The sequence below is a fragment of the Marinovum sp. E3 genome (genome assembly GCF_055755275.1).
The window spans coordinates 2969777-2995015 of the sequence record NZ_CM146908.1; the positions used below are offsets into that span (position 1 = coordinate 2969777).

The window sequence follows — 25239 nt, forward strand, 5'->3', positions numbered from 1 at the left end:
CCCAACCGCGAAGTGAGATAGACCATGTTTGCCGTTTTGTCTGCCGCCCGCAAGCGGCTGCGCCTGCCGCGTTTTGCCCGCGGTGCTGCCGCCACGCTCGGCCTGATCGCTCTCGCCGCCTGTGAGCCGGTGCAGATCGGCGGAGTCGGCGGCGGCACGGGACCGCGCATCAACACCAGCCGGCCGGTGCCAGTGGCGCTGCTGGTGCCCAAGAGCGACGCCGGCGCCGGCGCGGTGGCCCGCGCGCTGGAAAACGCAGCCAGGCTCGCCGTCGCCGATCTCGACGGGGTCCAGATCGACCTGCGGGTCTATGACACCGCCGGCAATGCCGCCACCGCCGCGGCCCAGGCGCAACAGGCGGTGGACGCCGGCGCCAAGATCATTCTGGGGCCGTTGTTCGGCGAAGCCGCCAACGCCGTGGGCGTGCAGGTGGCCGATGACAACGTCAACGTGCTGAGCTTTTCCAACAACCCCTCGATCGCCGGCGGCAATGTCTTTGTGCTTGGCCCGACCTTCCGCAACACGGCCGACCGCCTGATGGGTTTTGCCGCGCGCCAGGGCAAACAGTCGGTGACCGTCGTCTACCCCGACAATGTCGAGGGCCAGTTCGGCAAGGGCGCCATCGAAGCCGCCGCCGGCGCCAATGGCGTGCGGGTCGTGGCTGCCGAAGGCTTTGATTTCTCGCAGCAGGGCGTGATCGCCGCAATGCCGCGCATCGCGGCCGCCGCCCGGCAGTCCGATGCGGTCTTCCTGACCTCGAACGCCGCTGGCGCGCTGCCGTTGCTGGTGCAGCTGCTGCCCGAAAACGGCATCAGCCCGGACGCCACGCAATACATTGGCCTCGCCCGCTGGGACGTGCCGGCGCAAACGCTGTCGCTGCCCGGTGTCCAGGGCGGCTGGTTCGCGCTGCCCGATCAGACCCGCACGGCGAATTTCGCGTCGCGTTACCAGGGCGCCTATGGCACCGCGCCGCATCCGCTCGCGGGCCTCGGCTTTGACGGCATCGCCGCCATCGGCGCGCTGGTCGGCGCGGGCAAATCCGACGCGCTGACCGCGACGGCGCTGACCCAATCCTCGGGCTTCCAGGGCACCGGCGGCATTTTCCGGCTGCGCGCGGATGGCACGAACGAACGCGCGCTGGCAGTCGCCACCGTGCGCGACAACAAGGTGGTGATACTTGACCCAGCGCCCAATCGATTTGGCACTGCCGGTTTCTGAACCGGTTGATACGACCCGACTTGAGACCATGCTGATCTGCCCCGCGGCGCGCATCTTCGATGCCGCCGCGGTTGCGGATCTGATGGAGGACTTCGACAGGACCGATCCGGCCGCCTTTCGCAAGGCGCTGGTCGGGCAGCTGCTTCAGGCCCGCAAGGCCGGCATGGCCACCATTGCCGAGGCCCTGCGCGCCCGCCCGCTCGAGGCCGAGGCCGCCAAGCGCAGCTATACCTGGCTGACCGACGAACTTGTCCTGAGCGCCTGGCGCGCGGCAACCGAATATCTGCATCCGCTGTCCAACCCCACCGATGGCGAACGGCTCGCGCTGATTGCCGTGGGTGGCTATGGCCGGGGCGAGATGGCGCCCTATTCCGACGTCGATCTGCTGTTCCTGACGCCTTACAAGATCACCTCCTGGGCCGAGAGCGTGATCGAATCGATGCTCTACATCCTCTGGGATCTGCGGCTCAAGGTCGGCCATTCCTCGCGCACGATCCGCGATTGCATCCGGCTCGGCGGCGAGGATTTCACCATCCGCACCGCCCTGCTCGAACACCGGCTTCTGGCCGGCGACGCGGCGCTGGCCGCCGATCTGTCGCGGCGGCTGAACAATGATCTCTTCAAAGGGTCCGAGCGGGAGTTTGTCGAGGCCAAGCTCGAAGAGCGCGACACCCGGCACGAAAAGCAGGGCGGCCAGCGCTACATGGTCGAACCCAACGTCAAGGAGGGCAAGGGCGGGCTGCGCGACCTGCAATCGCTCTACTGGATCGCCAAATACGTCCATCACGTCGCCCATTCCAGCGAACTGGTCCGGCTCGGCGTCTTCGAGCCAGAGGAATACGAGGGCTTCGTCAAAGCCGAGACCTTTCTCTGGGCCACCCGCTGCCACCTGCACCTCGTCTCCGGTCGACCACAGGAGCAACTGACCTTCGACCTTCAGGTCGAGGTCGCCGCCGCCATGGGCTATCAGGACACCGGCGGGCGCCGCGCGGTCGAGCATTTCATGCAGGATTTCTTCCTGCATGCCACCGAGGTCGGCGACCTGACCCGTATCTTCCTGACCGCGCTGGAGGCCGACCACACCAAGGGGCCGGCCCTGCTCGAACGGATTTTCACCCGGAAGACCAAGGTCAAGACCGGCTATACCGTCACCCATGGCCGGCTGGCGATTGCCGACGAAGCGGCGTTCCTGTCCGACAAGCTCAACATGCTGCGGCTGTTCGAAGAGGCGCTGCGCTCGGATCTGCTGATCCATCCGCATGCCATGCGGCTGGTGAAATCCAACCTGCAACTGATCGACGACGGCATGCGCCGCGACCCGGCGGCCAACAAGCTGTTTCTCGACCTGCTGCTGAAACACGGCAACCCCGAGCGGGCGCTGCGACGGATGAACGAGCTGGGCGTGCTCTCGGCCTTCATCCCCGAGTTCGCGCCGATCGTGGCAATGATGCAGTTCAACATGTACCATCATTACACGGTGGACGAACACACCATCCAGGTGATCCACCACCTGGCCGAGATCGAGCGCGGCGAGCTGGGTGAGGAGCTGCCGGTTTCGACCGAGATCATCGAGAAGGGCATCGACCGCCGGGTGCTCTATGTGGCCCTGCTGCTGCATGACATCGGCAAGGGCCGAGACGAGGATCATTCGATCCTCGGGGCACGGATCGCCCGCATCGTGGCACCGCGGCTGGGGCTGAACCGGAAAGACAGCGAAACCGTCGAATGGCTGGTGCGCTATCACCTGCTGATGTCGGATATGGCGCAGAAACGCGACATCGCCGATCCCCGCACGGTGCGCGATTTCGCCAAGGCGGTGAAGTCGGTGGATCGGCTCAACCTGCTCTGCGTCCTGACGGTCTGCGACATCCGCGGCGTCGGCCCCGGCACCTGGAACAACTGGAAGGCGGCACTGCTGCGCGCACTCTATCGCCAGACCCGGCGGGCGCTCGAGGACGGGATGGAGGCGCTCAACCGCGAGAACCGCGGCACCGAGGCCAAGAAGCACCTGCGCCGGGCGCTCACCAACTGGCCCCCCAAGGATGTCAAGACCGAGACCGGACGGCATTATCCGCCATATTGGCAGGGTCTTCACATCACCGCGCATGTGGTCTTTGCCAATCTGGTGCGCGGGCTCGAGGATGACGCCATCGCCATCGACGTCCATCCCGACGAGGACCGCGACGCCACCCGCGTCTGCTTTGCCATGGCCGATCACCCCGGCATCTTCAGCCGGATGTGCGGCGCGCTGTCACTGGTCGGGGCCAATGTGGTCGATGCGCGGACCTTTACCACCAAGGACGGTTTCGCCACCGCCGCCTTCTGGATCCAGGACGCCGAGGGCGCGCCTTACGAGGCCAGCAAGCTGCCGCGCATGCGTTCGATGATCCACAAGACGCTGATGGGCGAAGTGGTCACCGGCGAGGCGATCAAGTCGCGCGACAAGATCAAGAAACGCGAACGCGCCTTCCGGGTGCCGACCCATATCACCTTCGACAACGACGGCTCCGAGATCTACACGATCATCGAGGTCGACACCCGCGACCGGCCCGGGCTGCTCTATGACCTGACCCGGACGCTGGCCAACAACAACGTCTATATCTCGTCGGCGGTGATCGCGACCTATGGCGAGCAGGTGGTCGACAGCTTCTACGTCAAGGACATGTTCGGCCTGAAGTTCCACGCGCCGTCAAAACAGAAGGCGCTGGAACGGAAGCTGCGCGAGGCGATCGAGAAAGGCGCGGAACGGGCCGCGTCCTGAGCCCAAAGGCAAACCGCGCCACCGCCGGCACGTCGCGGCCCGCGCCCCGGACCTGATCCGGGGCCTCCGCAGCCACGCCGGCACGTCGAAACCGCGCGCAAGCCACCCGGCCATGAGTTCCCGGATCAGGCCCGGGACGGTGTCACATGGCTCAGCCGATGCGGCCCAGGGTGTCGCCCACGGCGCCGCCGATCTGGCCGCGATGCATCAGGATGTGATCGAGCAGGACGCAGGCCATCATCGCCTCGCCCACCGGCACCGCGCGGATGCCGACGCAGGGGTCGTGCCTTCCCTTGGTGATGATCTCGGTCTCTTCGCCGCTCTTGGTGATCGTCTTGCGCGTTGTCAGGATCGACGAGGTCGGCTTCACCGCAAACCGCACCACGATCTCCTGGCCGGTGGAAATGCCGCCCAGGATGCCGCCGGCGTGGTTCGAGGAATAGACCGGCCCGTCCGGCCCCATGAAGATCTCGTCGGCATTCTCGGAGCCGGTCAGCGCCGCCGTCGCCATGCCGTCGCCGATCTCCACCGCCTTGACCGCGTTGATGCTCATCATCGCGGTCGCCAGATCGGTGTCCAGCTTGCCATAGACCGGCGCGCCCAAACCGGCCGGCGCGCCCTGCGCCACCACCTCGATCACCGCGCCCACCGAATTATGCACATCCTTGCGCAGATGGCCCAGATAGGCATCCCACTCCGGCACGGCCGCGGCATCCGGCAGCCAGAAATCGTTGTTGCCGATCTCGTCCCAGTCGAACCGCGACCGATCGATGTGTTTCTCGCCCATCTGCACCATGTAGCCGGTGATCTTCAGCCCCGGCAGCATCTGGTTCAGCACCGCCCGCGCCACGCCACCGGCCGCCACCCGGGCCGCCGTCTCGCGGGCCGAGGACCGGCCGCCGCCGCGATAATCGCGGATGCCGTATTTCTGCCAATAGGTGATGTCGGCATGACCGGGGCGGAACTTCTCGACGATATCGCCGTAATCCTTCGACCGCTGGTCGGTGTTGCGGATCATCAGCTGGATCGGCGTGCCGGTCGACTTGCCCTCGAAGACGCCCGACAGGATTTCCACCGCGTCGGGTTCCTTGCGTTGGGTGGTGTTCTTGTTCTGCCCCGGCTTGCGCTTGTCCAGCCAGCGCTGAAGGAAGGCCGGATCGATCGCGATCCCCGGAGGGCAGCCATCCACCGTCGCCCCCAGCGCCGGCCCGTGGCTCTCGCCCCAGGTGGTGACGCGGAACATGCGGCCAAAGGTATTGTAGCTCATGTCAGACCCTCCATTTGCCCCTTCCCTAAGGCCCCGCCCGGCGACGCTCAAGCACTATTGGCTTGATGCGGCCCGGCCCGCACCCTAGGTATGAGGCCACCTCGGGGTGCTGGCGCAGTTCAAACCAGCTGAGATGCAAATCGCGAACCCGTTGAACCTGAACCGGCTAGAACCGGCGGAGGGAAGGTCGACCGCCCCGGCGCTCCCCCACTCCGCCCCGAACTGAGGAGAGACCCATGCTGGGACGCACCCTTGCCGCGGGCATGATCGCCGCCACCGCTACCATGGCGGCGGCCGAGACCCCCGTGCTGACCGTTTACGCAGGCGATTACTTCAAATCCGAATGGGGCCCCGGCCCCGGCATCGAAGCGGGGTTCGAGGCGCGCTGTGGCTGCGATCTGGTCTACAAGACCGGCGATCTGCTGCCCCGCATCCTGCTCGAAGGCGAACGCACCGAAGCCGACGTGGTGATCGGCCTCACCTCCGACGTCACCAAGAAGGCGCGCGAGAGCGGCCTCTTTGCGCCGCATGGCCTCGACACCTCGGCCCTGACCCTGCCGGTCGTCTGGCAGGACGACACCTTCCTGCCGTTCAACTACGGCCACACCGCCTTTGTCTACAACAAGGAGAAGGTGGCCACCCCCCCGGCCAGCTTCGACGATCTGCTGAACGCCCCCGACGACCTGCGGCTGGTGATCCAGGATCCGCGGTCCTCGATCTCGGGCCTCGCGCTGGTGCTCTGGGTGCATGCCGTCTATGGCGACGAGGCCGAGGCCGCCTGGGCCAAGCTCGCCCCCAAGATCGTCACCGTCACCAAGGGCTGGTCCGAGAGTTACGGCCTGTTCACCGATGGCGAGGCCGACATGGTGCTGAGCTACACCACCTCGCCGGCGTATCACATCATCGCGGAAGAGGATGACACCAAGGCGGCGGCGATCTTTCCCGAAGGCCATTACTTCATGGTCGAACTCGCCGCCAAGCTGGCCACCACCGACAACCCCGAACTCGCCGATCAATTCATGGCCTATGTCCTGACCGAAGACTTCCAGTCGATGATCCCGACCTCGAACTGGTCGCTCCCCTCGGCGCTGCCGCAGGAGAAATGGCCCGAAGGGTTCCGTGCGCTGCCGATGCCGGAAAAGGTGCTGTTCTACAACGAGGACGAGGCCGCCGCGCTGCGTGACGAGGCCATCGAGGCATGGCGCAGCGCGCTCTCCCGCTGAGCTCTTTGCCCCGGTCCGGGGCGGGGCTCTGGGCGCTCCTGGTCGCAGGGCTGGTGATCGGCCCGGTGACCGCGGTGATCTGGCGCGCCGGCGGGCTCGGCGCGCTCGGACCGGCCGATTTCGACGCGCTCTGGTTCACCCTCTGGCAGGCGGCGGTCTCGGCCGGGCTCAGCGTGGCGCTGGCGGTGCCGGTGGCGCGCGCCTTGTCGCGCCAGCGCTTCCCCGGTCGCGGGGCGCTGATCGCCCTGCTGGGCGCGCCCTTCATTCTGCCGGTGATCGTCGCGGTGCTGGGCCTTCTGGCGGTGTTCGGCGGCAACGGTCTGGTCAACCAGCTCACCGGCGCGCTCGGCCTGCCGCGCATCGACATCTATGGCTATCACGGCGTGATCCTGGCGCATGTCTTCTTCAACCTGCCGCTGGCCACCCGGCTGATCCTGCAAGGCTGGCTTGCCATCCCGGCCGAGCGCTTCCGCCTCGCCGCCTCGCTCGACGCGCCGGTCGGGCGTCTTCTGGAACGTCCGATGCTGCGCCGCATCGCGCCCGGCGCCTTCGCGGTGATCTTCGTGATCTGCCTGACCTCCTTTGCCGTCGCACTGACCCTGGGGGGCGGGCCGCGCGCCACCACGGTGGAACTGGCGATCTACCAGGCCTTCAAGTTCGACTTCGATCTCGCCAAGGCGGCGACGCTGGCGCTGGTGCAGCTGGCGCTGGGCATCGCCTCGGCACTGGCGCTGTTGCTGCTCTCGCCGCCCGACGGTTTCGGCGCCGGCCTCGACCGCCTCCAGGCCCGCTGGGACGGCCGGAGCCGGCCCGCCCGGCTGGGCGACGCGCTCTGGATCGGTTTCGCCGCGCTCTTCCTGCTGACCCCGCTGGCGATGATCGTGCTGGCCGGGCTGCCCGGCCTGATGGTCCTGCCGGTCGAGACCTGGCAGGCCGCTCTGCGCTCGGTCTCGGTGGCCCTCGGCGCCACCGCGCTCACCCTGGTGCTGGCCCTGCCGCTGGCCACTAGGGCCGGCGAACTGGCCGGCCTGCTCGGCGTCGCGGTCTCGGGTCTGGTGCTGGGCACCGGGCTGTTCCTCATCGTCCAGCCGCTGATGCGCCCGGCCGAGGCCGCCCTGCCTGTCACCCTGCTGGTCAATGCGCTGATGGCCTTGCCCTTCGTCCTGCGCATCCTGCGCCCGGAACTCGACGCCGCCCGCGCCGATTTCGGCCGCCTGGCCGCCACCTTGGGCATCACCGGCTTCGCTTTGTGGCGCATCGTGCTGCTGCCGCGCCTGCGCCGGCCGCTGGGCTTTGCCGCCGGGCTGACGGCGGCGCTGTCGATGGGCGATCTCGGGGTCATTGCGCTGTTTGCCGATGGCGAACACGCCACCCTGCCGCTGCAACTCTACCGATTGATGGCCGCCTACCGGATGGAGGCCGCCCAAGGCGCGGCCCTGCTGCTTCTGACCCTCAGCCTCGGGCTGTTCTGGCTGTTCGACAAGGGCCGGCGCGCCAATGCTTGAGCTGCGCCGGATCGCCTATCACCAGGAGGATTTCCACCTCACCGCCGACACCCGCATCAGCGCCGGGTTCACCGCGCTGATCGGCCCCTCGGGCGCCGGCAAGTCCACCCTGCTCAACATGATCGCGGGCTTTCTCGCGCCGACCTCCGGCCAGGTGCTCTGGGACGGGCAGGAGATTTCCGGCCTGCCGCCGGCGAAACGTCCGGTGAGCATCCTGTTCCAGGACAACAATCTCTTTCCGCATCTCACTGTCCGCGCCAATCTGGCGCTTGCGATGACCACCCGCCGCCCCGACGCGGACCAGCTCGCGCGCATCGAGGCGGCGCTGGCGCAGGTCGGCCTCGGCGGCATGGGCGGGCGCAGGCCGGCGGCGCTCTCGGGTGGCCAGCAGGGCCGTGCGGCGCTGGCGCGGGTGCTGCTTCAGGACCGCCCGCTGATGCTCCTGGACGAGCCGTTCTCGGCTCTGGGTCCGGCGCTGCGCAGCGAGATGCTGGATCTGGTCGCCCGGCTGGCGGCAGAGCAGGGCATCCGGGTGCTGATGGTCAGCCACGCCCCCGAAGACGCCCGCCGGGTCGCCGATGAGGTGGCGCTGGTCTCGCAGGGCGCGCTGCACCCGCCGCAGCCCACCCAGGGCTTCTTCGCCACGCCGAGCAAACAGCTGCAAGCCTATCTCGGCGACGGCTGAGCCCCTTTCCAAGGCTTTTTCTCTTTGAAAAGACGCCTGGGGGTGTGGGGGCAAAGCCCCCACCCCGGTCGGCGTGCGCAGGCACGGCGACAACAAAAAAAGCCCCGCCGAAGCGGGGCCTTTCGGAATGATATCGGCCGAGCCTCAGGCCTTGGTGCGGTTCTTGACCGGCTTCCAGATGCGCTTGTTGGTCAGGTAGAGCAGCACCGAAAGCAGCACGAGGAACAGGACGCCAGTCAGACCGGCCTGCTTGCGCGCCATCATCTTCGGCTCCGCCGTCCACATCAGGAAGGCAGAGACGTCTTCGGCCAGGGCCTGTTGGTCATTGGAATGACCGTCGGCGTAATCCACCAGCCCGTCGTCCAGCGGCGGCGCCATGGAAATCCAGCCGCCCGGAAAGGCGGTGTTTTCATACAGCGTCACGCCAGCCTCGGTCTTTTCCTCGCCGGTATAGCTGGTGAGGATCCAGGTGATGTACTCCGCGCCGCCCATGCCATTGAAGAGCTGGCTCAGGCCGGTGCCATAGGGGCCGTGAAAGCCGGCACGCGCCTTGGCCATCAGCGACAGGTCGGGCGCGCCAACGGCGGTGTTGGCCGGGAAGTTGTCGGTCTGTTTCGCCGGGCGGAAATCATCCAGCTCGGCGTCGAACACCTCGAAGTTCTGGGCCGCATAGGCGCGAACCTGATCTTCGGGCAGGTGCGGGCCGCCTTCGTCCGCAAGCGTGCGGATCGGCACATATTGCAACCCGTGGCAGGCGGCGCAGACCTCGGTATAGACCTGAAGGCCGCGCTGAAGCTGGAACTCGTCAAAGGCGCCGAACGGGCCCTCGAAGGAAAAGTCCACATCTTCCTTGGGGCCTTCCGCGACGGCGGCAAGGGCCCCGGTCGCCGTCAGCGCAAGCGCGGTGACGGCCGAGATCGTGAGGGTCTTGATGGTCATCTGTCTCTTGCCTCTCGATTATTCGCCGGGGGACACGACGGTCTTGGTGCCGCCGGTCTTGGGGGCATAATGCGCGTCGAAGTCATCCGCGATGGTGGCGGGCGGGGTCTGCGGTTTCTCGATCACGCCGAGCAGCGGCAGGATCACCAGGAAATAGGCGAACCAATAGGCAGAGGCGATCAGCGAGAAGGTGGCATAGGGCTCTTCCGCCGGCATGGCGCCCAGCCACATCAGCAGCATGAAGTCGAACGCCAGCAGCCAGAACCACCACTTGAACATCGGGCGATAACGGCCCGAGCGCACCGAGGAGGTATCAAGCCAAGGTGCCAGCGCCATCACCGCGATGGCACCGAACATGGCCAGCACGCCAAAGAATTTCGCATCGACGATGCCGCCGGTCACGAAAGAGGCGAATTGCACGACCCAGACTTCCGAGGTGAAGGCGCGCAGGATCGCGTAGAACGGCAGGAAATACCATTCCGGCACGATATGCGCGGGCGTCGCCAGCGGGTTGGCCTCGATGTAGTTGTCGGGGTGGCCGAGGTAGTTCGGCATGAAACCGACGATGGCAAAGAACACCACCAGGATCACCGCCAGGGCAAAGAGATCCTTGATCACGAAATAGGGCCAGAACGACACCGTGTCCTTTTCGGCTTCCGCCTTCGAGGTGCGGCGCACTTCCACACCGGTGGGGTTGTTGTTGCCGGTGGTGTGGAAGGCCCAGATGTGCACCGCGACCAGCGCCGCGATCACGAAGGGCAGCAGGTAGTGCAGCGAGAAGAAGCGGTTCAGCGTCGCGTTGTCGACCGCCGGCCCGCCCAGAAGCCAGGTCTGGATCGGCTCGCCGATGAAGGGGATCGCGCCGAACAGGCCGGTGATCACCGTCGCGCCCCAGAAGGACATCTGACCCCAGGGCAGAACGTAGCCCATGAAGGCGGTGCCCATCATCGCCAGGTAGATCAGCATGCCGATGATCCAGGTCACTTCACGCGGCGCCTTGTACGATCCGTAGTAGAGACCGCGGAAGATGTGCATATAGACCGCGACAAAGAACAGCGAGGCGCCGTTCATGTGCAGATAGCGGATGAAATGGCCGCCGTTGACGTTGCGCATGATGTGCTCGATCGAGGCGAAGGCCAGATCGACATGCGGCGTGTAATGCATCACCAGAATGATGCCGGTGACAATCTGCAACACAAGGCAGAAGGTCAGAACGATGCCCCAGATCCACATCCAGTTGAGGTTCTTGGGGGTGGGGATCATGATCGTGTCATACAGCAGCCCGACAATCGGCAGTCGCTTGTGCAGCCACTGCTCGCCACCGGTCTTCGGTTCGTAATGGTCGTGAGGAATACCAGCCATATCTTACGCTCCTTATCCCAGCAGCAGAGTGGTTTCGTCTTCGAAGACGGCAGGCGGCACATGGAGGTTTTCCGGCGCCGGACCTTTGCGGATGCGGCCCGCGGTGTCGTAGTGCGAGCCGTGGCAGGGGCAGAACCAGCCGCCGAACTCACCGGCACCATCGCCCAGCGGCACACAGCCGAGGTGGGTGCAGACGCCCATCTGAACCAGCCATTCGCCGGCTTCGTCCAGGGTGCGGTTCTCATCGGTGGCCGCGGTCTCGCCCGAGATGTTGGGGTTGCGCGCGATCGGATCGATCAGGTCGTCCAGATCTACGGCGCGGCCCTCTTCGATCTCGGCCGCGGTGCGGCGACGGATGAAGACCGGCTTGCCGAGCCATTTGACCGTCAGCTGCGTGCCCTGCTCGACACCCGAGACATCGACCCGGATCGAGCTGAGCGCGCGCACGTCGGCGGAGGGGTTCATTTGATTGACGAGCGGCCAGACCGCTGCACCGGTCGCAACGGCGCCCGCGCCGGCGGTGGCATAGTAGAGAAAATCTCTGCGGGTGCCTTCGTGATCGTCTGCGTGGGACACGAGTGATCTCCATTTCAGCGCCAGATGACTGGCTATAAAATCATGGCCGCACACGAGACCGAATGCAGCTTTCCTGGTGCGGTATGTAACCAAGCCTCAAAATGGCGTCCAGCGTTCAAAAGCGCGCAGGGGCCATCGCGCCGTATTGTCGCGCCAAAAAAGCATTGAAATCGCGTTCCCGACGCCCATGAGCCGGCCGAGGGCCGAAATTTCGCCAACCCGGCGAAGCGCTTGGAGCCGAATTCCCGACCGTTCGGCGACTCGGACGAATCTTTGGCCGTTTAGTCCTTCGGTGCGGTGGCCTGCATCGAGGGCCGCTCGGCAAATTCGGCATACCAATCGGCCAGAGCCGGGTTGCCGGTGCGCCAGACCCGCGCGGCATGGCGGAAGTCGAGATAGGAGAGCGCGCAGCCCACCGCGATCTGGCCGATGTCCAGCGGTCCGCGCAGATGGCTGATCCAGCGGGTGTTGAGCGCCGAGACCGCGCGGTCGATCTTGGCCCATTGCGCCTCGACCCATTCCGCCGATTGCTTTTCCTCGGGGCGGAAGCGCGCCTCGTAGACCATCAGCACGGCGGCATCCATCATGCCGTCCGCCGTCGCCTCGAGGGTCAGCGTATCCCATTGACGGCGCTCGGGATAAAGCCCGCCCTGCACCCGCGCATCAAGAAAGCGGCAGATCACCCGGCTGTCGTAGATCGTCGGCGCATCGGGCCGGATCAGCGCCGGGATCTTGCCCACCGGATTGGCCGCGATCAGCTCGGGCGAGGGGCCGGTGGGCGAGGCCACGACTGTTTCGTATTCCACCGCATCGACCTGATCGGTCTCATGCAGGGTGACCATGACCTTGCGGACAAAGGGCGACGGCCCCGCCATCAGAAGTTTCATGCCGCTGTCCTTTCCGTTGCGGAATTTGCGGCAGGTTAGCAGCCTATCCGGCGGTGTCCACGCCCCGCATCAGGGCGGCGAGCAGCGCCAGCTCCTGCCCCTGGCCATAGGCTGCGACCCCCTCGGCGGCGCGGGCGCGCACGGGCCCGGGCTTGTTCTGGCTCAACTTCCAGGTGCCGTCGACACCGGTCACCTCGAAACGATACGGCCGGATCATTCGCATCATCTTGTCCATCACCCCGGCCGACATCTTGCCCGAGGTCCAGGGCGGCTTGGGCAGCAGTTGTTCCTCGAACTTTGCGGTCAGCCGGTCGAGCAGATCCCAGAGCGCCTCGGGCGGCAGCGGGCGCAATTCGCCGGTGAGATGCACGGCGACATAACTCCATGTCGGCACCTGATCGGCGAGCTCGTACCAATCGGGAGAGATGTAGGAATCAGGACCGCTCACCGCGATCCGCCCGGCCATCGCGCCGGTGCAGGCCCGCGCAATCGGATTGGAGCGGACGAGGTGCAGATCGGCTTCGGTCCCCTCGGCGTTCAGCAGGAAGGGCACATGCGACAACAGCGGCGCACCGCTGCCCCCCGACATCGCCAGCACGCCAAAGCCGCGCGCGCGGGCGAAAGCCAGATTGCGCGCCGCATCCTCGCGGCGGAACGCCGGATTGGGATGCATTCAGACCACCAGCTGCTGGCCGTCGAAGCCGGAGATGGTTGCGGTCACGATCTCGCCTTCGGGCTGGGCCGCGGCAAAGCGCACTTCGGCGAATTGTTCGGTCCGTCCCATATGCGGGTTTTCCATCAACATATGATGAACGCGGCCCTGCTGCGCCGCCAGATGCGCCGCGACCTGTCTCGCACCAGCCGCACGCAGCCGCCCGGCCCGGTCCTTGATCGCCCGGCCATCGACCTGCGGCATCCGCGCCGCCGGGGTGCCCGGACGCGGGCTGTAGGGGAAGACATGCAGCCAGGTCAGCCCGCACTCCTCGACCAGCTTGAGCGAATTGTCGAACATCGTTTCGGTCTCGGTCGGGAAACCGGCGATGATGTCGGCACCATAGGTCATGTCGGGCCGCAGCCGCCGCGCCTCTTCGCAGAAGGCGATGGCGTCGTCGCGCAGGTGGCGGCGCTTCATCCGCTTGAGAATCATGTCGTCGCCGGCCTGAAGGCTGAGGTGCAGATGCGGCATCAGGCGGGGCTCGGTGGCAATCGCCTCCATCAGCGCCGGGTCGGCCTCGATCGAATCGATCGACGAGATCCTGAGCCGCGCCAGATCGGGCACCAGCTTGAGGATGCGCCGCACCAGATCGCCCAGTCGCGGCGTCGCCGGCAGGTCGGCGCCCCAGGAGGTCAGGTCGACCCCGGTCAGCACCACCTCGTTGTAGCCGCGATCCACCAGCCGCTTGATCTGGTCCACCACGACCCCCGCCGGCACCGAGCGCGAATTGCCCCGGCCATAGGGGATGATACAGAAGGTGCAGCGGTGGTCACAGCCGTTCTGCACCTGCACGTAGGCGCGCGAGCGGGTGCCGAAACCATCGATCAGATGGCCGGCGGTCTCGGTGACCGACATGATGTCATCGACCTTGACCTTCTCGGTCTCGCCGACAAAATCCGCCGCCAGGCCCTGCCAAGTCTCGGGCTGCATCTTTTCGGTATTGCCGACCACCAGGTCGACCTCGTCCATCGCGGCAAAGGTCTCGGGCTCGGTCTGCGCGGCACAGCCGGTGACGATCAGCCGGGCCTGCGGGTTCTCGCGCCGAAGCTTGCGAATCTCCTGCCGCGCCTTGCGCACCGCCTCGGCGGTGACGGCACAGGTGTTGACCACCACGGCGCCATCAAGGCCGGCCTCGGCGGCCAGCTCCTTCATCGCCTCGGTCTCATAGGCGTTCAGGCGGCAACCCATGGTCGAAAACACCGGCGCGCTCATGTCAGGCTCTCCAGAAAGGCATCGGTCAGGGTGCCGGTAAAGACATGCGCCGTCGGCCCGGTCATCCAGACGCCTTCGTCGGTGACGCGGATGCGGATTTCGCCGCCGTCGAGGTGGATCGTCACCTCCGGCCCGGTCAGCCCGCGGCGATGCGCCGCCACGGCGGTGGCGCAGGACGACGAGCCCGAGGCCAGTGTCACCCCGGTGCCCCGCTCCCAGACGCGCATCCGCAGGATGTTTTCGCCGGTCACGCTGACAAACTGCACATTGGTGCGTTCGGGGAACAGCGGGTGATTTTCGATCTCGGGGCCTCGGCTCTCCAGATCCACCGCCTCGGCGTCGGCGACAAAGAAGGTGCAATGCGGGTTGCCCATGCCGGTGGCGGTGGGGCCGCCTTCGATCGGCAGCTCCAGCGTCTCCATCGCGCGCGCCAGTGGCACCCCCTGCCAATGGGTCTCGGGCGGGCCCATGTTGACCGAGGTGAGCCCCTGCCCCGCATCCCGCGCCTCGAGCACGCGCGCGCCGGCCTTCAGGCGCAGCCGGGTCTTGCCGGTCTCGTCCATCAGGTGCCGCGCGATGCAGCGGGTGGCATTGCCGCAGGCGGCGGAAATCGAGCCATCGGCGTTGTAGAAAATCAGCTCGGCATCGACCTCCGCGCCCGGCACGATGACCGCCAGTTGATCGAAGCCGACGCCACGATGCCGGTCGGCCAGCGCCGTGGCCAGCGCCGGGGTCATCGCAAGCTTGCGCGCACGACCGTCGAGGACAACGAAATCGTTGCCCAGACCGTGCATCTTCATGAAGGTGCGATCTGTCTGATCCATGGTGTTCATGGGCGCGCATATACGCCTCTGACAGAACTTATTCCAGAGGCTGACGATTTTTCGCGTTTTCGGGGTTGACCCTATCGGCCGCAGTTTCTAGAAGCCGCGAACACAGTGGGCCGTTAGCTCAGTTGGTAGAGCAACTGACTTTTAATCAGTGGGTCGCAGGTTCGAATCCTGCACGGCTCACCACTGCACCAAATCGCCGAAAATTCCATGCCACCCCCTCCGGGGACCGGGGCGCCGAGACCTTGTGCGCACAGCAGCGTGGAACCAACCCGGCAGCGCGGCGTTTGGTGGTATGCTTCACCGTATCCGGCTTCTTCTCCTCGCGGTCCTGATCGGCCTCGCGCTTCCCCTCGTGGCCCAGGAAGAGAAAAGCCAGTCGTGGTATGAGGTCGATGCGCTCAATGCCGGGCTGGGCCCGGCGCCGGAAGAACTTGACCGGTCGACGCCGCGCTCGGCGATGCGGGCCTTTGTCGAATTGTCCGACGAAGGCAATTTCGCGGCGGCGCAGCATATGCTCAACCTCAACGCCCTGCCCCCGGAGCGCCAGGCCGAAGCGGGCGAACGCTTTGCCCAACAGCTCTATCAGGTGATCGACCGGCGGGTCTGGTTGGACTGGTCGGGGCTGCCGGCGCGGCCCGATGCGCTGGTCGAAAGTGGCAGCAGCAGCAATCCGCAGGCCGGCCAGGTGCGCCGCGACCTCGGGATCAAGTTGTTTCAGCTCAATGGTCGCGCCTACGAGATTCGCCTAGCCCGGTACAAGGCGCCAACCGGCGAGGAGGCGCATTGGCTGTTCACCCCGCAGACCGTCGAGGACGTGCCGGCGCTGCACGATGCCTATGGGCCGCGCGCCTTCGAGCGCCACATTCCCGACAGCCTGCAACGCGAGTTGGGCGCCCTGCGGATATGGGAGTGGATCGGCCTTCCGGTGATGGTCGTCACGCTGCTCGCGCTGGGCTGGGCGGTCAAGAACACGCTGGACGCGGCCTCGGGCCGGTTACGGCGCCCCTTTCTCAAGACCGCCGCCGAACGCGCCAGCGTGCCGCTTGCGCTGTTCGTCGTGGCGCTGGTGGCGCAGACGGTGCTGGAGCTGGCGGTGTCCTTCTCGGGGCCGGTCACGGCGGTGGTGCAGCCGCTTTTCGTGGTGGTCATGACCACTGCGGTGGGCATCGCCATCCTGCGGGTGATCGACGCCGTCCTCGACCGCGTGACCCAGCGCTACGTGGGCGAGATCGACGATGCGCGCAATCTCGACAAGCGCGAGCTTTACACCTCGATCTACGCGCTGCGGCGGGTCATCGTGCTGTTGATGGTCGGCTTCGCGGCGATTTTCGTTCTGGTGCAGCTCAACCTGTTCGAATCGCTCGGCATCACCCTGCTGGCCTCGGCCGGGGTGCTGACCGTGCTGCTCGGCATCGCCGGGCAGGCCGTGCTGGGCAATATCCTCGCCTCGCTTCAGATCGCCCTGGCCAAGCCTGTGCGGATCGGCGACAGCGTCGAATTCGAAGGTCACTGGGCCTATGTCGAAAGCATTTTCTACACCTTCATGCGGCTGCGCACCTGGGACGAGCGGCGGATCATCGTGCCGGTGAAATACTTCGTCTCCAGGCCGTTCGAGAACTGGTCGGTCAAGGATGCGCGGTTGATGAAGACCGTCCGGCTCTGGCTCGACCATGCCGCCGACGCCGAGGTTCTGCGCGAGACCTTCGAGACGCTGGCCAAAGACCTGGACGGCGTGATCGAACCCGAATCGCTGGCGTGTTTCGTGACCGATCACAACGAACATGGCCAGGAAATCACCTGCTACGTCATGACCCCCGATCCCTCGACCGGCTGGGAAGTCGAAATGCGGCTGCGCGAACAGCTTCTGGCCTTCATCCGCGCTAACCATCCCGACTGGTGGCCGCGCGAACGGGTCATTGGCGGCCGCCACGTGCCGGACAACGATTGACAGGCAGGGCGCGGCCTCTGGCGCCCTGCCGCACCCGGGGTCACACGGGGGCGAGAACCGCCACGGCAAAACGCCGCGCCGCATCGGTCAGCAGCGTTTCGACACGCCAGCCGGCGGGCTGCACCAGCCGCGCCAGCGAGGCCTCGGTGTATTTGCGCGAGGCGCTGACGTGAATGGCCTCGCCGGCGTCGAAACCGATGGTCGCCCCGCCCAGCGCCACGTTCTGGGCACGGCGCGAGACCAGCTCCATGTCGATCCGCGCCGCCGCGGCGTTCCAGCGGGCTCGATAGGCGAAGTGCGACAGGTCGAAATCGGCGCCCAACTCGCGATTGAGCCGGTGCAGGATGTTGGCGATGAAATCCGCCGTCACCCCCTGGCTGTCGTCATAGGCCGCCACCAGCGTCTCGCTGTCCTTGACCAGATCGACCCCGAGGATGAAGCCTTCGACCCCCGGCCAGGCACGGGCATGGGCCATCAGCGCCGTGGCGGTTTCCGGCGGCAGGTTGCCGATGGTCGAGCCGGGAAAGAAGCCCACTTTGGGCGTGGCCTCCAGATGCTCCGGCAGGGCGACCGCGGCGGTGAAATCGGCCACCACCGGCGCAATCTCGATCTCGGTGTAGCGGCGCCGCAGATCCTGCGCGGTTTCGGCCAGGAACACCGCGGAAATGTCGATCGGCACATAGGCCGCGAAATGACCGCCGGCATCGAGCAGCCGACGGGTCTTGACCGAGGCGCCGGAGCCGAATTCGACCAGCGCGCCGCCCTCGGGCACCAGCCCGGCCAGCCGCGCGGCGTTGTCCTTCAGGATCGCCGCCTCGGTCCGGGTCAGGTAATATTCCGGCAGGGCGGTGATCTGCTCGAAGAGTGCGCTGCCACGCTGATCATAAAGCCACTTGGGGCTCAGCACCTTTTGGGGCTGTCGCAACCCGCGCAGGGCATCGTCGCGCAGGGCGGCAGCAGTGGCGGAGCGGGCCTGAAGCGAACCGTCCATCAGGCCACGTCCCGCGCCAGCCGCAGCCCCATCATCTGCCAGCGTTGATGCGGGTAGAAAAACGTCCGGTAGGTCGCCCGCATCTGTTCGCGCGGTGTGGCGCAGGAGCCGCCGCGCAGCACCCGCTGATTGACCATGAACTTGCCGTTGTATTCGCCAAGCGCGCCCTCGGGCGGGCGAAATCCGGGATAGGGCGCGAAATCCGAGGCTGTCCATTCCCAGACATCGCCCCAGACACCTGCGCCGGGCATCGGCCGCAACATGCCGATATCGTCGCCATCGCCCATCAGGTTGCCTGCGATGGGCCGGTCGCGAAAGGCCAGCTCGTGCTCGGCCTCGGTGGGCAGCCGCGCGCCGGCCCAGCGGGCAAAGGCATCGGCCTCGTAATAGCTCACATGCACTACCGGCGCCTCCAGCGCCACCGGCTGCGGGCCGCGCAGGGTGAAGGTCCACCAGGTGCCGTCCTGCTGCCACCAATAGAGCGGATGCTGCCAGTCTTCGCGTTGCGCCACGGCCAGGCCTTCCATCAGCCAGTGCCGGGCGTCGCCATAGCCGCCATCCTCGATAAAGCCGATCCAGTCGCGATTGGTGACCGGCCGATTGGCGATCTCGTAGGGGCTGAGAAAGGTTTTGTGCCGCGGCCCTTCGCAATCATAGGCAAATCCCGCGCCATCATGGCCGATCTCGACCAGACCACCTTCGTGGCTGTCAAACCGCAGTTCGGTGCCGGCGGTCACTTCGAGCGGCTCGGGTTCCTTGTAGACCGGCAGCAGCGGATTGAAGCTCAGCCCGTGCAGCAGATCGGTCACCAGCAGTTCCTGATGCTGCATTTCGTGGTGACAGCCAAGCTCGACCAGGCCGGCGATCTCGTCGCCGTCCTCGCGGCGCTGCATCAGCAGGGTGGCAAGGCTGTCTTCCACATGGGCGCGGTAATCGCGCACTGCCTGGCCGCCGGGGCGCGAGACCAGCCCGCGCTTGTCGCGTGCGTGACGCGGGCCGGCCTGAGTGTAATAGGAATTGAACAGAAAGGCGAAACGGTCGTCGGGCGAGCGGTAGTCGGGCACCCGTGGCTTGAGAATGAATTCCTCGAAAAACCAGGTGGTATGGGCCAGGTGCCATTTGACGGGCGAGGCATCCTCCATGCTTTGCAGCATGGTGTCTTCGGGGCTGAGCGGCGCCGCCAGCGCATCGCTGCGCGCGCGGGTCCGGGTGAAAAGCGCGATCGCCTCATTCGGCGTCAGCGGCGCAAGTGCTGGGGTCATGAAATCGTCCTTGGGTCGAAACAGGCCAAACGGTCGTCCGCAAAGACATAGAGGCAGACCGATCAGATCAAGTCTGCATTCCGAGATTTGACAAGGGTGTGAAGATTGGCGCAAAAATCCGCCTGAGCTGCACGGCAGGCTCACCCCATAACCCCTGGGTTGCGCAACGCCCGCAACCGCCGCGCCTGGCGCGACGGTCTCGGTTTGCAGGGATTCCGACCTCAGCCCAGCAGTGCCAGCACCTTTTCGGCAGCGCCGTCGGAAGAGGCGGGGTTCTGGCCGGTCACCAGCCGGCCGTCGACCACCGAATGCGGCTGCCAGTCGGCGACACCGTCAAAATCCGCCCCCAGCTCGCGCAGGTGGGTTTCGAGCAGGAAGGGCATCGCCTCGGCCAGCCCCACGCCGCGCTCTTCGCTGTCGGTAAAGGCCGAGACCTTGCGGCCCTTGACGATGGGCGTGCCCTCGGCGTCGACCGCCTTGGAAAAGGCCGCCGGGCCGTGGCAGACCGAAGCGACGATCTTGCCCTGATCCCAGGCCTTGCCGATGACCTCGGCCACCAGATCGCTTTCGGCCAGATCGTACATCGCGCCATGACCACCGGGAATGTAGAGCGCGTCATATTCCGCGATATCCTCCGCTTCGAGCCGCCCCGGCGCGGCAAGCAACTCGGTTGCCGCCGCATCGTCCCTGAAGCGCGAGACCGAGGCCGGGGCCTCGTCGCCGGCGACATCCGAGTTCGGATCGATCGGCACCGGCTTGCCGCCGAGAGTGACCAGCGTCACCTCGTGCCCGGCGTCGGTGAAGGCGTAATAAGGCGTCGCCAGTTCTTCGTACCAAACGCCGGTCGGCTTGCCGGTCTCGCCCAGGGCGTCAGATGCGGTCGAGAGGATCAGAATACGTGCCATGTTGCTGTCTCCAGTGGTCGTTGGTTTTGTCGGGGCCGAACCAAAGAGCGCCTTGCTCCGGCCAGTCACTCGGGGCGGCTAAGCGCCTCTTGGACAGCAGATAGGGGCGCCTCAGTCGTTTGAGAAATTGATGCAGGCAAGGTCAGAAATCGATATCCTGGACATATGACCCCGGATCTTTCGCTTCTCCGCGTCTTTCATGCCGTCATGGAAGAGCGCAATGTCACCGCCGCCGCCGAACGGCTCGGCCAATCGCAAAGCACGGTCAGCGCGGCGCTGTCGCGGCTGCGCGAGGCGTTGGGGGACGAGTTGTTCCTGCGCGCCCGCTACGGCGTCGAGCCGACCGAAAAGGCGCGGGCACTCGCCCCCGAGATCGCCGCCGGGCTGGCGCAGCTGGAACAGGCCTTTCGCGCCGCCGAACCGTTTGATCCCGCCCGTACCAAACGGCGGTTTCGGCTGTTGCTGGGACCCTACGCCGAGATCGTGCTGGTGCCGGATCTGGCGGCGGCCTTTGCCGAAAAGGCACCGCGAGCAGCGCTGGAGATCGCCCCGCTCGGCCCCGATCTCGATCCGCGCAGCCTGGCCGGGCGGGCCTTCGACCTGGCGATCGGAAGGTTTCATGCGCCGCCAGAGGATCTCGTGGTCTCGGATCTGTTCGAAGACGGCTTCCGCTGCCTCGTCGCGCCCCGGGCCTTGCCGCCGGGGGCGACACTCGACCGGGCGCTCTATGAACGGTTGCCGCATGTGGTGGTGGCGCCACCCGGCAAGTGGCGCACCGGGCTGCACAAGCGGCTGGAGGGCACCGGGCTGCGCCGCAACACGGCGGTGGTGGTGTCGCACTTTCTCTCGGCACCGCCGGCTGTCGCCCGGCTGGGCGGCATCGCCACCGTGCCCACGCGGGTCGCCGCGATGACCGCCGCCCCCTACGGGCTGCGCGATGTCGCCGTGCCGGTGGAACTTGGTGCATTCCCCAGCCAGATCGCCTGGCATCCCCGGCTGCGTCGCGATCCCGGCCATGCCTGGCTGCGCGCATTGATCGCCGAGCTTGTTGCCGGCTTCACCACGGGCCGCTGAGCCCCGAAGCGCGTTAGGCGGTGCAATCGATCAGAATCTTCACATCCGCCTCCTCCGGCGCGGCGATCAGGTCAAAGACATGGGCAGACCCGCTCAGCGGCAGCGTCCGGGTGATCACCCGCTCCAGATCCTCGGCCATCGCCTGTGCCAGAGTAATGCTGCGGCGGAATTGTTCGCGGGTATAGACCCGCGAGCCGATCAGGCGCAGCTCCTTGAAGGCAATGTCGAGCAGCGCCACCGGACAGGGCGCCTTGTGCAGCGACGTCAAACAGATCGTGCCGCCCGGCCGGGCAATCCGGGTCATGTCGCGCGCGGCGGGGCCGACCCCGGCGCATTCAAAGACCACATCGACGCCGTCGCCATCGGTCGCCGTCTGAACCTGCTCGGACAGGTCGTCCTGGCGCAGATCGACGGGCCGAAAGCCGAGCGCCCCGGCCAGCGCCAGCCGCGCCGGATCGATATCGGAGACGAGCACCTCGGCCGCGCCGGCCTGGCGCGCCGCAAGCGCCGTCAGCAGCCCGATGGGCCCGGCGCCCAGCACCGCCACCCGGTCGGCAAGCCCCAGGCGCGATTGCTCGACCGCCCGCAGCGCCACCGCCAGAGGCTCGACCAGCGCGGCGATGCGATTGTCCATATCCTCGGGCACCGCAAAGAGCATATCCTCGGGCACCGACAGGTATTCCGCCAGTCCGCCCGCCTGATCGATGCCGATCAGGCGCAGGCCGGTGCAGACATGCGGGCTGCCGGTGCGGCAGGGGTGGCAGACGCCGCAGGACAGCAGCGGATAGGCCACGACCCGTTGCCCCCTGGCAAAGCGGGCGCCAGCTTCGACAACCTCGCCGACGAACTCATGCCCGAGGATCAGCGGCGCGGCGGCGCGTGGATGGGTGCCGGAATGGATGCCGATATCGGTGCCGCAGACGCCACAGAGCTGCATCTTGAGCAGCACTTCGCCCGGCTTCGGCCCGGGCCGGGCGGTGTCCCGGATCTCGACCGATTTCGGGCCGGTGTAGACAAGAGCTTTCACGGGGTTTGCCTTCTGACGTCAGGCGACCGCATAGCCGCCGTCCACGGGGAGGATCGTGCCGGTCATGAAACCGGCCAGCGGCGTGGTCAGGAACAGCGAGGGACCGGCCAGATCACCCGGCTCGCCCCAGCGGCCCATCGGGGTCCGCGACAGGATCGCCTCGGCGCGCGCCGCGTCTTCCTGCAAGCCGGCTGTCAGCGGTGTCCTGATCCAGCCCGGCGCGATGGCGTTGACGCGGATGCCCTCTGCCGCCCAGGCGATGGCCAGCGACTTAGTGAGCTGCGCCACACCGCCCTTGGACGCGGAATAGCCCGGCACCAGCCCGCCGCCAAAGAACGACAGCATCGAGGCGGTCATCACCACGGAGCCGCCGGTGCGCGCCAGCGCCGGTTTCGCCGCATGGGCACAGCGCATCGCGCCGTTGAGGTTGACGTCGACCACCTGGGCGAAAACCTCCGGCTCCAATTCGGCGCCCCGCCGGATCACCCCGGCGCAACAGACCAATGCGAAGAGATCCGCAATGCCGCCGACCTCTCGGGCCACTGCCGCATCGTCGCGCACGTCAAGCTGGCGGAAAGAGAGACTGGCGCCCAGCCCCTCCGCCTCGGCCCAGTCGCGAGCCGCCGTGACGTCGGCTTCGGCCACACCGGTCGCCACCACCTCGGCGCCGGCCTGGGCGAAGGCCTGCGCAATGCTGCGGCCGATGCCCGAGGAGCCTCCGGTCACCAGGACTTGCCGGCCCGAAAGGAAAGGCGCCGCCCAGGCGCCGGTGTCTGCCGCCCCCGACATCAGCGGATGAACTGGTCGACGTAATCCGCCCCCAGCCCCACCTCTTCATAATGGTTTCGGCACATCTCGATCTTGGTGAAGACGTCTTCGAACCCCATGGTCTTGCCGTAGGGATCGACATAAAGCATCACGCCGTTGACCTGGAAGAAGGTGATCATCTCGGTCACATCTTCGGGCACCACAAGCGTATGGGTCTCGCCCGGCGGCTCGTAGACATAGCCGCCTTCGCGGGCCTCCCAGTCATGCTCCAGATAGTGCCAGCGGCCTTTGAGGACAAAGCCATGCACCGGCTGCGGATGGCGGTGACGCGACAGCACGCCGGATTGGCGCACCCGCAGCAGGTTCATCCAGTAGCCCTGCGAGGCATTGAGGCAGAGCGGCCGGAAGGACACCGTTTCGGTCTGCGGCACCCAGACGCGTTCATCACTGGCGATCGCCTCGGGAACGACGATCTCTTCCGCGGCATCCTTGGGAAAAGGCAGTTGATAGGGGGTACGCGCATCGTCCTGCGCTTCCACTTTATCGGGTTCGACGGGCATGGGGGTCTCCTTTGTCGAATTACGTGAGCTCGGGGGTGCGCCGTCTCCGCCGCCACATGGCGACAAGGGGCGGCAGGATCCAGACGAGGATGGTGATCACGCCCAGCGTTCCGGCAATGGGGCGTTCGAAGAAGGTCAGCAGGTTGCCGTCTGCCTTGATCATGCTGGACATGAAGCTCTCTTCGACGATCTTGCCCAGCACCAGGCCCAGAACGAGCGGCGCGGCCGGATAATCGTTGGCCTCCATGATCCAGACCAGCACGCCGATGGCGGCCAGCGTCCAGAGGTCGAAAAGCGCGTTGTTGGTGGCGAAGGTGCCCAATACGCACATCAGAAGGATCGCCGGATAGAGCAGGCCGGGCCGCAGCCCCAGCACGTGCCGCCCGCCCATGACCGCCGCCAGCCCCAGCGGAATGATCAGCAGGTTTGCCAGGACAAAGACGATGTAGATCGCATTGACCAGATCGGGCGAGGTGACAAAGACCATCGGCCCCGGCTGGATGCCCTTGAGCACCAGCACGCCGACGACGATGGCGGTGATCGAATCGCCGGGGATGCCAAAGACCAGCGCCGGCACATAGCTGCCCGAGAGCGCGGCGTTGTTGGCCGAGGCGGAGCCGGCGATGGCTTCGGGCTCGCCCTTGCCGTAGTTGGCCTTGACCTTGGAAAACCGCTGGCTGACCGCAAAGGCGATCCAGGCGGCAATATCGGCCCCTGCCCCGGGCAAGGCACCGATCACCGTGCCCATCAGGCTGCCGCGCAGCACCGGCAGCTTGAAGCGCCAGAGGTTGCCGAACTGTCCCTTGAGGATCGAGAACCCGGCGGCGGCGGGCTTTCTGGGCTGCGTCAGCGGTGCCGCGGCCGAGCGCAGGATCTCCGCGACCGCGAAGGCGCCGATCATGACGGCGATCAGCGAGACGCCGGCCTGAAGATCGATCACCCCGAAGGTGTACCGCGGCAGGCCGGTGGTCACGTCGAGCCCGACCATCGTCAGCGCCAGCCCGAGCAGCAGCGACAGCGTGCCCTTCAGCCTGTCCTTGCCGGCCACCATCGTCGCACAGGACAGACCGAGCAGCGCCAGCCAGAAATATTCGTAGCTCGAGAAGCGGAGCGCCACCCGCGCCAGTTGCGGCGCGGCGATCACCAGCACCGCGGTGCCGACCAGCCCCCCCATGACCGAGACACACATCGAAAGCCCGAGCGACAGGTCAAGCCGCCCTTTCTGCGTCAGCGCATCCAGCTCGCGCATGTAGGCGGCCGAGGCCGGGGTGCCGGGGATGCGCAACAAAGCCCCCGGAATGTCGCCGGCAAAGATCGACATGGCCGAACAGGCGACGATGGCGCCGATGGCCGCGACCGGCGACAGGAAGAAGGTGACCGGAACCAGCAGCGCGACGGCCATCGTCGCGCTCAGCCCCGGAGTGGCGCCGACAAAGAGGCCGAAGGCCGCGCCCAGAAGGATCACGCCGATGACCTGATAGGTGAAGACCATCTGAAGCGATGACAGGAACACATCCATGG

Annotated in this window: 22 protein-coding genes, 1 tRNA gene and 1 riboswitch; of the genes, 8 read left to right on the top strand and 15 right to left on the bottom strand. The window is 66.5% G+C overall.

The genetic code is table 11. The features are described 5' to 3' along the window. Positions 1-24: 24 nt before the first annotated feature. Positions 25-1218, top strand: a complete 1194-nt coding sequence (locus tag AC0J5K_RS14565; RefSeq protein WP_048533040.1) for a penicillin-binding protein activator — start codon at positions 25-27, stop codon at positions 1216-1218. Between the two features lie 28 nt (positions 1219-1246). Further along, on the top strand, positions 1247-3979 hold the full coding sequence (locus AC0J5K_RS14570; RefSeq protein WP_274566242.1) for a [protein-PII] uridylyltransferase: 2733 nt from the start codon (positions 1247-1249) through the stop codon (positions 3977-3979). Between the two features lie 151 nt (positions 3980-4130). Here AC0J5K_RS14570 and aroC read toward each other — a convergent pair whose 3' ends face one another. Beyond that, positions 4131-5246 (bottom strand): chorismate synthase, encoded by a 1116-nt coding sequence (aroC, locus tag AC0J5K_RS14575; protein WP_274566241.1) that lies wholly within the window; start codon positions 5244-5246, stop codon positions 4131-4133. 92 nt (positions 5247-5338) lie between these two features. Further along, a riboswitch (TPP riboswitch) is annotated at positions 5339-5447 on the top strand. A 35-nt stretch (positions 5448-5482) separates the two neighbouring features. Between aroC and thiB the strand changes: the two genes are divergently transcribed. The 3 genes from thiB to AC0J5K_RS14590 are packed head-to-tail and all read left to right on the top strand — an operon-like array spanning position 5483 to position 8659. Beyond that, complete coding sequence (gene thiB, locus AC0J5K_RS14580) at positions 5483-6469, top strand: thiamine ABC transporter substrate binding subunit (RefSeq protein WP_274566240.1); 987 nt, start codon at positions 5483-5485, stop codon at positions 6467-6469. Further along, on the top strand, positions 6445-7974 hold the full coding sequence (locus AC0J5K_RS14585) for a thiamine/thiamine pyrophosphate ABC transporter permease ThiP (protein ID WP_274566239.1): 1530 nt from the start codon (positions 6445-6447) through the stop codon (positions 7972-7974). The genes thiB and AC0J5K_RS14585 overlap by 25 nt, the downstream gene beginning before the upstream one ends. Continuing rightward, positions 7967-8659: a thiamine ABC transporter ATP-binding protein gene (locus AC0J5K_RS14590; RefSeq protein WP_074840055.1), complete on the top strand. Its 693-nt coding sequence runs from the start codon at positions 7967-7969 to the stop codon at positions 8657-8659. The genes AC0J5K_RS14585 and AC0J5K_RS14590 overlap by 8 nt, the downstream gene beginning before the upstream one ends. 144 nt (positions 8660-8803) lie before the next feature. Here the strand turns inward: AC0J5K_RS14590 and AC0J5K_RS14595 are convergent, their stop codons facing one another. The 7 genes from AC0J5K_RS14595 to dapF form a co-directional block, all read right to left on the bottom strand. Beyond that, the gene (locus tag AC0J5K_RS14595) at positions 8804-9598 is read right to left on the bottom strand and encodes a cytochrome c1 (RefSeq protein WP_074840059.1); all 795 of its coding nucleotides are present in this window, start codon (positions 9596-9598) and stop codon (positions 8804-8806) included. Positions 9599-9616: 18 nt separating this feature from the next. Beyond that, positions 9617-10960 (bottom strand): cytochrome b, encoded by a 1344-nt coding sequence (petB, locus tag AC0J5K_RS14600; protein ID WP_274566238.1) that lies wholly within the window; start codon positions 10958-10960, stop codon positions 9617-9619. A gap of 12 nt (positions 10961-10972) precedes the next feature. After that, the gene (gene petA / locus AC0J5K_RS14605) at positions 10973-11536 is read right to left on the bottom strand and encodes a ubiquinol-cytochrome c reductase iron-sulfur subunit (protein WP_048533050.1); all 564 of its coding nucleotides are present in this window, start codon (positions 11534-11536) and stop codon (positions 10973-10975) included. A 281-nt stretch (positions 11537-11817) separates the two neighbouring features. Then, positions 11818-12423, bottom strand: a complete 606-nt coding sequence (locus tag AC0J5K_RS14610; protein ID WP_048533052.1) for a glutathione S-transferase — start codon at positions 12421-12423, stop codon at positions 11818-11820. 43 nt (positions 12424-12466) lie between these two features. Then, positions 12467-13096, bottom strand: coding sequence for an FMN-binding negative transcriptional regulator (locus AC0J5K_RS14615; RefSeq protein WP_274566237.1), 630 nt, complete (start codon positions 13094-13096; stop codon positions 12467-12469). Then, positions 13097-14350: a tRNA (N(6)-L-threonylcarbamoyladenosine(37)-C(2))-methylthiotransferase MtaB gene (mtaB, locus tag AC0J5K_RS14620; RefSeq protein ID WP_074840063.1), complete on the bottom strand. Its 1254-nt coding sequence runs from the start codon at positions 14348-14350 to the stop codon at positions 13097-13099. Beyond that, positions 14347-15183, bottom strand: a complete 837-nt coding sequence (dapF, locus tag AC0J5K_RS14625) for a diaminopimelate epimerase (RefSeq protein WP_074840065.1) — start codon at positions 15181-15183, stop codon at positions 14347-14349. Before dapF ends, mtaB begins: the two co-directional genes overlap by 4 nt. Before the next feature lie 107 nt (positions 15184-15290). Between dapF and AC0J5K_RS14630 the strand changes: the two genes are divergently transcribed. Then, positions 15291-15366, top strand: a tRNA-Lys gene (locus AC0J5K_RS14630). A gap of 109 nt (positions 15367-15475) precedes the next feature. Continuing rightward, complete coding sequence (locus AC0J5K_RS14635; RefSeq protein WP_274566236.1) at positions 15476-17131, top strand: mechanosensitive ion channel family protein; 1656 nt, start codon at positions 15476-15478, stop codon at positions 17129-17131. Positions 17132-17171: 40 nt separating this feature from the next. On the opposite strand, the gene egtD is transcribed toward AC0J5K_RS14635, so the two are convergent. The 3 genes from egtD to AC0J5K_RS14650 form a co-directional block, all read right to left on the bottom strand. Then, positions 17172-18122, bottom strand: coding sequence for an L-histidine N(alpha)-methyltransferase (gene egtD / locus AC0J5K_RS14640; protein ID WP_074840069.1), 951 nt, complete (start codon positions 18120-18122; stop codon positions 17172-17174). Continuing rightward, positions 18122-19384 (bottom strand): ergothioneine biosynthesis protein EgtB, encoded by a 1263-nt coding sequence (gene egtB / locus AC0J5K_RS14645; protein ID WP_074840071.1) that lies wholly within the window; start codon positions 19382-19384, stop codon positions 18122-18124. Before egtB ends, egtD begins: the two co-directional genes overlap by 1 nt. Before the next feature lie 221 nt (positions 19385-19605). After that, complete coding sequence (locus tag AC0J5K_RS14650; protein ID WP_274566235.1) at positions 19606-20289, bottom strand: type 1 glutamine amidotransferase domain-containing protein; 684 nt, start codon at positions 20287-20289, stop codon at positions 19606-19608. Between the two features lie 165 nt (positions 20290-20454). On the opposite strand from AC0J5K_RS14650, the gene AC0J5K_RS14655 reads away from it, so the two are divergent. After that, positions 20455-21363: a LysR family transcriptional regulator gene (locus tag AC0J5K_RS14655; RefSeq protein ID WP_274566234.1), complete on the top strand. Its 909-nt coding sequence runs from the start codon at positions 20455-20457 to the stop codon at positions 21361-21363. 13 nt (positions 21364-21376) lie between these two features. Here the strand turns inward: AC0J5K_RS14655 and AC0J5K_RS14660 are convergent, their stop codons facing one another. From AC0J5K_RS14660 to AC0J5K_RS14675, 4 genes are all read right to left on the bottom strand, one after another. Beyond that, a complete protein-coding gene (locus AC0J5K_RS14660) occupies positions 21377-22390 on the bottom strand; it encodes a zinc-dependent alcohol dehydrogenase (RefSeq protein ID WP_274566233.1) in 1014 nt (337 codons plus the stop codon). A gap of 18 nt (positions 22391-22408) precedes the next feature. Next, the gene (locus tag AC0J5K_RS14665; RefSeq protein ID WP_244526610.1) at positions 22409-23116 is read right to left on the bottom strand and encodes an SDR family NAD(P)-dependent oxidoreductase; all 708 of its coding nucleotides are present in this window, start codon (positions 23114-23116) and stop codon (positions 22409-22411) included. 62 nt (positions 23117-23178) lie between these two features. After that, the gene (locus AC0J5K_RS14670; protein WP_048533064.1) at positions 23179-23718 is read right to left on the bottom strand and encodes a 2,4'-dihydroxyacetophenone dioxygenase family protein; all 540 of its coding nucleotides are present in this window, start codon (positions 23716-23718) and stop codon (positions 23179-23181) included. Positions 23719-23737: 19 nt separating this feature from the next. After that, entirely contained in the window at positions 23738-25237 is a 1500-nt protein-coding gene (locus AC0J5K_RS14675) for a tripartite tricarboxylate transporter permease (protein WP_048533065.1), read from the bottom strand. Positions 25238-25239 lie beyond the last annotated feature (2 nt).